This is a genomic window from Nocardioides sp. (assembly GCF_050699375.1).
Lineage (GTDB): Bacteria > Actinomycetota > Actinomycetes > Propionibacteriales > Nocardioidaceae > Nocardioides.
On sequence record NZ_JBOHDN010000194.1, the window covers coordinates 1 to 6,725 of the forward strand.

A 6,725-nucleotide genomic window follows, 5' to 3' on the forward strand; every position below is an offset into this window, starting at 1 on the left:
GAAGGCAAACCCTGGAACGCGTGTCCCAGTTAGACGAGCGGACCCAGGATCCTGCCGAGGCGCGGCGTGACATGGCGGACCCAGGACTCGGTGAGGTGCGACTCGTCGTAGTAGGTCACCTGGTCACCGACGACCAGCGGGCAACGGTCCTCGACGCACACGAAGCGCTGGGTGTCGACGTACGCCGCCTTGGTCCCCTTCACGGCCGCCTCGGTCAGCTCGTTGCTGCTGGCCTCGCGCGAGTCGCGGTCGCTGACGCACGACCTCTGGTCGGCCTCGGGTGCGCTGAGGCAGTCGGCGGGGTTGTGGTCGACGGAGGGGACGTCGCCGACGACAACCACCTTGCGGGCGATCTTCCGGTAGGCCTTCGCGGTGGCGTTGACGGCCTGCGACCACTGCTCGTCGCGGTCCATCCCGTCGAACTCCTTCGGCATGAAGAGCTGGCCCCGCGCGGTGGAGACGATCGCGTCGGGGTCGAGGCGCTCGAGCCGGTCGGTCGACCAGGCCCGGAACTCGTCGCACTCGGCCTGGGTCATCTTCTTGCCGCGGTGCTGGACGGGGTAGGGCGCGCAGCCGACCTTCACCACCGGCACCACCCGGAAGCCGTTCTCCTTGCCGAGGTCGTCGAAGGCGGTCAGCCACATGCCGGCGTGCGAGTCCCCCACGACGGCGACGGTCTTCTTCGCGGTCTCATCACCCAGCGTGCAGTCGGGGTTCCGGGTGGCGCCGTAGTTGGCATAGCAGTCGCCGTACGACTTCTGCCACCGGTCCTCGCCCAGCTCCATGTCGATGACCGGGCCCGGGATCGGACCGCCCCTGTCGGCGATCTCCAGAGCCGAGCGGAGCTCACGCTGGACCCGGGGCACGCCGCCGGACTCGGCAGCGGTGTCCGGCACCGGGTTGGAGGCGAACCACGCCTGTGCCTGCGCGGCCCGCTCCTTCTCGGCGTACGCGGCGTAGCCGGTCGTCATCCAACCGCTGCCGACCGCGAGCACGAGGGCGACCGGCCACAGCACCAGCGACCGCAGCCCGTGGGAGAGGACCGGAACCTGCTTGCGCTGGAAGGGCAGCTCGACGAAGCGGTGGCTCAGGGCGGAGAGCACGAGCGCGGCGGCGACCGCGACCGTCATCTCCAGGGCGGCGCTGCCCAGATGCAGGACCTCAGGGGCGAGCACGATCAGCGGCCAGTGCCACAGGTAGAGCGAGAAGGAGATGTCCCCGACGTACCTCAGCGGCCTGACCGAGAGCAGCCGCGCGGTCGGGGCGTTCGCGCCGGAGGCGAGCAGCGCGACAGTGCCCAGAGTGGGCACCAGCGCCTGCCAGCCGGGGAACGGCGTCGCCTCGCTGAAGGCGAGGGTCGAGACCAGGATGGCGCCCACGCCACCGGCACCGACGGCGATGCTCGCGGCACCCTTGAGCCGGCCGCCCCAACAGGCCAGCAGCGCGCCGGCGGCGAGCTCGTAGGCGCGCGCCGGGGTGGAGAAGTAGGCGGCGGTCGGGTTCTCGCCGGTGGCGTAGACCGACCAGGCCAGGCTCGCGACCGCGATCACCGCGGCGACGACGGTGAAGCCCTTGCGGCCGAGCCTGGGGATGAGCAGCAGCGCCAGCACCGGCCAGACCAGGTAGAACTGCTCCTCCACCGACAGCGACCAGTAGTGCTGGAAGGGTGAGGGCTCGCTGGGCTGGAAGTACTGCACGCCCTCGGCGGCGAAGTGCACGTTGGCCAGGAAGAACGCCGCCCAGGTGCCGTCAGCGGCGGCGTCGGTGAGCCGGGTTGTGGGCAGCTGCCAGACGGCGTACGCCAGGACGACCAGGATCACCAGGGTGGCGGCCGGCAGGATGCGCCGGGCACGGCGCGCGTAGAACTGCGGGATGCTGACGGTGCCGGTCTTGTCGGCCTCGCGCAGCAGCAGCGTGGTGATCAGGAAACCGGAGAGCACGAAGAAGACGTCGACGCCCACGAAGCCGCCGTCGGTGAACGGGACGCCGGCATGGGCAGCGACGACCAGACCTACCGCGACGGCCCGCAGACCTTGGACATCTGTCCGCCACTGCTTGGCTGACATGTGGGGTGCACCTCGTGTGGGGGGATCGACTACGCCCATCTCTGGGCGCGCTTCGCGGAGGTACGCGAATCGGGACCCGATGGTTTCACGGACGCCTCCGCTCCAGCACATCGCGGTCGCGGTGAGTCACGAACCAAACTGACTCCTTCTCGAAACCCTGTTGGAGCAACCGAATCCGAAGTGATTTTACGCGCCGACCACGGATTCGCTTGCGAAAGCGCGATGCAGTGGGTGACCATTGGGTCATGACCGGGGACTACGAGCAGCTGCAGCGCGACGCGAAGGACCACCTCTGGATGCACTTCACGCGGCATTCGAGCTACGCCGAGGCGGACGTGCCGATCATCGCCAGGGGCGAGGGTGCCTATATCTACGACATCGAGGGCAACCGCTACCTCGACGGCCTCGCGGGTCTCTTCGTCACCCAGGTCGGCCACGGGCGCGCGGAGCTCGCCGACGCGGGCGCGGCACAGGCGAAGCAGCTGGCCTTCCATCCGCTGTGGTCCTACGCGCACGAGCCGGCGATCGAGCTGGCCGCTCGGCTGGCCTCGCTCGCCCCCGGCGACCTGAACCGGGTCTTCTTCACCAACTCCGGCTCCGAGGCCGTCGAGACCGCGTGGAAGCTCGCCAAGAACTACTTCAAGCTGCGTGGGAAGCCGGGCAAGCACAAGGTGATCGGGCGCAACATCGCCTACCACGGCACCACCCACGGCGCGCTGTCGATCACCGGTCTGGCCGACATCAAGGCGCCGTTCGAGCCTTTGGTCCCCTCGACCTTCCGGGTGCCGAACACCAACATCTACCGGGCCTCGGAGATCACCGGCGGCCTGATGGACGGGAGCGACCCGGAGGCGTTCGGCCGCTGGTGCGCCGACCAGATCGAGGTCGTCATCCAGGCCGAGGGTCCCGACACCGTCGCGGCGGTCTTCCTGGAGCCGGTGCAGAACTCGGGCGGCTGCTTCCCTCCTCCCCCGGGCTACTTCGAGCGGGTGCGCGAGATCTGCGATGCGTACGACGTCCTGCTCGTCTCCGACGAGGTGATCTGCGCCTACGGGCGGCTGGGCACGATGTTCGGCTCGGAGCGGTTCGGCTACGTGCCCGACATCATCACCTCTGCCAAGGGGCTGACCTCGGGGTATGCGCCGCTCGGCGCCGCGATCGTCTCGGACCGGCTGATGGAGCCGTTCCTCACCGGGGACGAGACCTTCTACCACGGCTATACGTTCGGCGGTCACCCCGTCTCCACCGCGGTAGCACTGGCCAACCTGGACCTCTTCGAGGCGGAGGACCTGCTCGGCAACGTACGCCGCAACGAGGCCGCCTTCCTGGCCACGCTGTCGAAGCTGAAGGATCTCCCGATCGTCGGCGACGTACGCGGGACCGGCTACTTCTACGGCATCGAGCTGGTCAAGGACCGCGAGACTCGCGAGACGTTCACGGACGAGGAGTGCGAGCGGATCCTGTTCGGGTACGTCTCCAAGGCCCTGTGGTCCGAGGGCCTCTACTGCCGCGCCGACGACCGCGGCGACCCCGTCATCCAGCTCTCCCCGCCGCTGACGGTCGGTCAGGCCGAGTTCGACGAGATGGAGCAGATCCTGCGCCGGGTGCTGGAGAAGGCCTCTACGATGCTGTGACCGCTCTCACTGCTGGATCTCACTGCTGGATCCGCGGCCACGGCGACTGCTCCTCGAGGGCATAGGCGAGCTCGAGAAGGGTCCGCTCGTCCCCGTACGCCGCGGAGAGCTGGACCCCGATCGGCAGGCCTTCGTCGCTGAGCGCCATCGGCAGCGAGATCGCCGGGGCACCGCTGACGTTCTGCAGCGGCGTGAACGCGACATGGCGCAGGAGCCGGTCGACCAGGTCGTCGAAGGGCACGTTCGGGGAGAGGTGGCCCAGCGGTGGGGCGACGCCGGCGACGACCGGGCACAGGACCACGTCGTGGTGGTCGAAGACGGTGGCGTAGGCGGCCGCGGCCCGCCGGAGCCGGAGCAAGGCGGCCGGCGTCCGGCGCCAGCCGCCGGAGGTGAAGCCGCGGCGTAGGCCGTCGGTGAGCCCGTCGAGGCGATCGGTGTCGAGGCTCTGGTCCATGGTCAGCCTCCCCAGGTTGCCGGCGAGGAAGGCGAGCAGACCCCAGTAGCGCAGGAAGTCGTCGCCGAAGCGCGCATCGACGGGGACCGGGACCGGCTCGACGGTGTGACCCTGCGACTCCAGCAGGGTGGCCGTCCGTTCCAGCGCCGCCTTCGTCGGCGTGTCCACGACGGCGTCGGTCACCGACTCGGTGATCATCGCGACCCGCAGCCGCCTTCGTGCGGGCCCCTCGACCAGCCCGAGGGGCGGCAGCGCCGGGTTGCGCCAGTGCCGCTCGAGCGCGGCGTGGAAGAGCGCGGTGTCGCGGACCGTACGCGTCACGACTCCCTCGGTGATGATGTTGATCGGCAGGGTGCGGGCGCTCTCCCCGTCGATGTGGCGGCCTCGGCTGGGCTTGAGCCCGACCAGCCCGGCGGCCGCGGCCGGGATCCGGATGGACCCGCCGCCGTCGTTGGCGTGCGCGATCGGCACGGCGCCCGCGGCGACCAGGGCCGCCGACCCACCCGACGAGGCTCCGACGGAGTGCTCCGTGTTCCAGGGGTTGGGCGTGGGCGGACCGCTTCGGAACTCCGTGCTCGCGTTGAACCCGAACTCCGGCATCCGGCTCTTGCCCAGCACGGTCATGCCGGTGCTGAGGAACTGCGCCGCATACCGTCCGTCGCGTTTGGCCGGCAGCGCACGGATCGCCTCCGAGCCGTGGTTGGTCGGCATCCCGCGTACGTCGGTGTTGTCCTTGACCAGGGTCGGCACCCCGTGCAGCAGGCCGGTGTCGGCATCCGCTCGTCGGGGCGAGTCGTAGGCCTCGTACGCCATCGCATGCAACCCTGGGGCCACCTGCCGCAGCCTGGCGACCGCCGCCGCCTCGACCTCCGCCGCGCTCAGCTCCTTGGTCCGGACGAGACGGGCGAGCTCGACGGCGTCGTGGTCGCCGAGGACGTCGTCGGTGAAGGCGTGTACGCGGGTCGGTGCGGTCATGTCGCACAGCGTGCTGGATCGGCTCGCAAAAGTCTAGAAGATCTTCCAGACTCTGGTCGGGTGCCCATGAAACACTCTGCCCATGAAGCGACGGCACGGTGACAGCGCCCGGCAGCGACGCGACGCCCTCGTCCGCGCCACGATCGAGGTCGCGGCGGAGAAGGGCATGGCAGGGGTCACCCACCGGGCCGTGACCGAGCGCGCAGCGCTGCCGCTGGCGACCGTCGGCTACTTCTTCGATTCGATCACCGACCTGGCGGCCGAGGCCCTGCGTACGGGCGTGGCCGACGACGTCGCCCGGCTGCGTACGCTCGCCGACGAGCTCGCCGTGGCCTCACCCAGCGCCGACGCGCGGGCCGAGGCGTTCGTCGCTGCACTGGCATCCCCGCCGACCGACTCGCTCGCCTTCCTCGAGGCGCTCCTCCACGCCGCCCGCGACCCGCAGTTCCGCCCGGTGGTGGCGGAGGTCCTCACCGCCGGCCGCACGGTCGCGGACCGCGCGGCGAGCGTCGTGGGCGCTACCAGGACCGACTCCGGCGCCGTGCTCGCCCTCGTGCACGGCTACCTGCTGCACGCCCTCGCGGCTCCCGACCTGGTCGACCCCGACGCCCTCCTCCGTGGGCTCCGTGCCCTCGTCATCGGCACCCTGGTCGAGAACGGCGACATCCCGCTCGCGCTCTTGCTCGCGGGGCGTGACGCGGACATCCCCCGCTGACCACTCTCGGGTCAGCCGACGACGCGGACCTCGCGGCCCAGGACCGCGCCGTCCTTCAGGGTCATGTGGTCCCCGGACCAGAAGCGACCCGGGTCGTAGTAGTTGGTGGGGCGTTCGTCATCGAGCAGCCCCATATCCTGGTAGGTGGCCGCGACGACCTCGGCGCAGTAGACCTGCTCGACCCTCGCCTTCGACCGGACCCGCCCGCGGGCCCAGCGGCCGGCCAGGGCCACGGTCGAGGGGAACGGGGTGCCGTCGAGCCGGGCGATCGTCCGGAGCAGGGCGTTCTCGCGGGAGCGGTCGACGTCGGCGGTGAGCTGGCGCAGCCAGACCCGCTGCTCGTAGCGGCCCGCCCACTGCTCGACCGCGGCACGCAGGTCGTGGAGCTGTACGCCGCGGTGGTGGGTGCCGGTGTAGAGGTCCAGCAGCCCCTTGCCGAGCTCGGCGTGCCACATCATCGGCGGGAGGTCGTCGAGCACGACGGCCATCCCGACATGATTGACCGGAGCGTTGCTGAGCATCCGGATCGCCCGGTCCGCGACCGAGCGGCCGCGGAAGAGCCACAGGTCGCCGGTGCGGGTCTGGTCCACGGCATCGGCAAGGGAGATAGTGGTGTCGTCAGACATCTTGAGCAGGGGGTCCTATGAGTTTCGGCAGTGCGCGCGTGTGGAAGATCGTCGGTCTCGCCGGTCTGGCCGGGGTCACCGCGACAGGCGTCATCGTCGCGCGCAACCACCGCCAGCGTACGCAGCGCACGCCGGAGGAGATCCACAACAGGCTCCGCGAGCGGGTCGCGGCTGCGTACGAGGACCGGAGCGCCTAGGAGCTGCCCGTCTCGGCGCCTACGCAAGTCGACCGCACCTTGTGAACGCTTCACAAGG

General features: G+C 70.3%; 6 protein-coding genes. 3 read left to right on the forward strand and 3 right to left on the reverse strand.

The annotated features are described in order from the left end of the window. Positions 1 to 29: 29 nt before the first annotated feature. Positions 30 to 2,066, reverse strand: coding sequence for an acyltransferase family protein (locus tag ACRDPS_RS14275; protein ID WP_431502310.1), 2,037 nt, complete (start codon positions 2,064 to 2,066; stop codon positions 30 to 32). A 245-nt stretch (positions 2,067 to 2,311) separates the two neighbouring features. On the opposite strand from ACRDPS_RS14275, the gene ACRDPS_RS14280 reads away from it, so the two are divergent. Then, on the forward strand, positions 2,312 to 3,700 hold the full coding sequence (locus tag ACRDPS_RS14280) for an aspartate aminotransferase family protein (RefSeq protein WP_431502311.1): 1,389 nt from the start codon (positions 2,312 to 2,314) through the stop codon (positions 3,698 to 3,700). 19 nt (positions 3,701 to 3,719) lie between these two features. Here ACRDPS_RS14280 and ACRDPS_RS14285 read toward each other — a convergent pair whose 3' ends face one another. Then, the gene (locus ACRDPS_RS14285; protein WP_431502312.1) at positions 3,720 to 5,129 is read right to left on the reverse strand and encodes an amidase; all 1,410 of its coding nucleotides are present in this window, start codon (positions 5,127 to 5,129) and stop codon (positions 3,720 to 3,722) included. 82 nt (positions 5,130 to 5,211) lie between these two features. Between ACRDPS_RS14285 and ACRDPS_RS14290 the strand changes: the two genes are divergently transcribed. After that, a complete protein-coding gene (locus ACRDPS_RS14290; protein ID WP_431502313.1) occupies positions 5,212 to 5,844 on the forward strand; it encodes a TetR/AcrR family transcriptional regulator in 633 nt (210 codons plus the stop codon). Positions 5,845 to 5,855: 11 nt separating this feature from the next. On the opposite strand, the gene ACRDPS_RS14295 is transcribed toward ACRDPS_RS14290, so the two are convergent. Further along, a complete protein-coding gene (locus ACRDPS_RS14295; protein ID WP_431502314.1) occupies positions 5,856 to 6,470 on the reverse strand; it encodes a hypothetical protein in 615 nt (204 codons plus the stop codon). Positions 6,471 to 6,487: 17 nt separating this feature from the next. On the opposite strand from ACRDPS_RS14295, the gene ACRDPS_RS14300 reads away from it, so the two are divergent. Continuing rightward, positions 6,488 to 6,667, forward strand: coding sequence for a hypothetical protein (locus tag ACRDPS_RS14300; RefSeq protein ID WP_431502315.1), 180 nt, complete (start codon positions 6,488 to 6,490; stop codon positions 6,665 to 6,667). The last annotated feature ends 58 nt before the right edge of the window (positions 6,668 to 6,725 follow it).

Excerpts from the sequence above, each read along its gene's own strand:
- ACRDPS_RS14275 (WP_431502310.1), bottom strand. The coding sequence starts at position 2,066 with ATGTCAGCCAAGCAGTGGCGGACAGATGTCCAAGGTCTGCGGGCCGTC.
- ACRDPS_RS14280 (WP_431502311.1), top strand. The coding sequence starts at position 2,312 with ATGACCGGGGACTACGAGCAGCTGCAGCGCGACGCGAAGGACCACCTC.
- ACRDPS_RS14285 (WP_431502312.1), bottom strand. The coding sequence starts at position 5,129 with ATGACCGCACCGACCCGCGTACACGCCTTCACCGACGACGTCCTCGGC.
- ACRDPS_RS14290 (WP_431502313.1), top strand. The coding sequence starts at position 5,212 with ATGAAGCGACGGCACGGTGACAGCGCCCGGCAGCGACGCGACGCCCTC.
- ACRDPS_RS14295 (WP_431502314.1), bottom strand. The coding sequence starts at position 6,470 with ATGTCTGACGACACCACTATCTCCCTTGCCGATGCCGTGGACCAGACC.
- ACRDPS_RS14300 (WP_431502315.1), top strand. The coding sequence starts at position 6,488 with ATGAGTTTCGGCAGTGCGCGCGTGTGGAAGATCGTCGGTCTCGCCGGT.